Source organism: Staphylococcus sp. GDY8P196P, assembly GCF_017891705.1.
GTDB classification, from domain to species: domain Bacteria; phylum Bacillota; class Bacilli; order Staphylococcales; family Staphylococcaceae; genus Staphylococcus; species Staphylococcus ureilyticus.
The window spans coordinates 1-1080 of the sequence record NZ_JAESJS010000042.1 but is presented as its reverse complement, the minus strand read 5'-3'; the positions used below and the strand labels follow the sequence as shown (position 1 = coordinate 1080).

The following is a 1080-nucleotide window of genomic DNA, read 5'->3' as shown; positions in this document are numbered from 1 at the left end:
CAAGTCGTTTAATATAGTGCTTTGCAGTTGTTTCAAAGTTTAATCTTGCATGCTTAGTCTTTTCTTCAAAAACATCTAACTTATTATTAAAGTTCGAGGTCGAAGCCTCTAGTCTTTTCATGAGTATGTTTGTTCTCTCGTTCCTGTCTTGCTCGCTCTTCTCTAGCTCTTCTATTCTGTTCTTCAAGTTCTCTAGCTTTTCGCTCTCGTTCTCGTTCTTCTCGTTCGCTACGCTCTCTATTCTGTCTAATTGCTTGCGTACTTCTATTAAATCGAGCCCACTCTTTCTCTCGCTCTTTATCTCGCTTGATTTTCTCTCGTCTTGCCTGTTCAAGTTCTCTCTGTCTTGCTTGTTCTTCTCGTTGTTCATTTTGTCTGTTAAAGCCAATTTCTAAGCCCCCTTTGTCGTAATCTTCGCCTAATTTCTTCCCACGCACTTTTTTATCTTCTTCCAAATGTCGATAAGTAATTGTTTTGTCTGTAATACGTTCAATTTTTATGCCATTTTGTTGTAAATCATTACCCAGTTCTTCATAAGACGCTGCTTGCGATTGATCTATGGCATGCCTTATCTCATCTTTCCAAGATGTTTTCCCTTTGTTCAATACGCTATATTCTGCTTGTGTATAACGTAATTTCGCTTTTTCTTCGGGTATTGATAGATTATGCGATTGGCAAACTTCGTCATTCGCTTGTCGAATATCATGCAGTGCTTTTTTATTATTATTAAATTTCTTCCCCGTTTCTAAATCAATTGAATTAATCACAATATGATTATGAACATGGTCTGTGTCGTTATGCGTATATACGGCAACTTGATGATTAGGTGCTATCTTTTCGGCTAATTCTAAGCCTAATTGATTACATTGTTCTGGCGTTACTTCGTTAGGTTTAAAAGACTGAATAACCACATGTCCTTCGTTGCCATCTGTTTTGCCATACATTTCACGTGTTGCTTTAAAACTGCTTTTTGCATAATCTATATCGCAATTCAAAGCGCTTTTTTCTTCTGCCCGTTTCTCTGCGTAATTAATAGCCCTTGATGTTGATTTTGTTGAGCTTATTTTAGTTGTTGCCATA

1 protein-coding gene is annotated in these 1080 nt (G+C 36.9%); it reads right to left on the bottom strand.

The annotated features are described in order from the left end of the window. Positions 1 to 86 precede the first annotated feature (86 nt). The gene (locus KA814_RS13535; protein WP_053033444.1) at positions 87 to 1079 is read right to left on the bottom strand and encodes a relaxase/mobilization nuclease domain-containing protein; all 993 of its coding nucleotides are present in this window, start codon (positions 1077 to 1079) and stop codon (positions 87 to 89) included. Position 1080 lies beyond the last annotated feature (1 nt).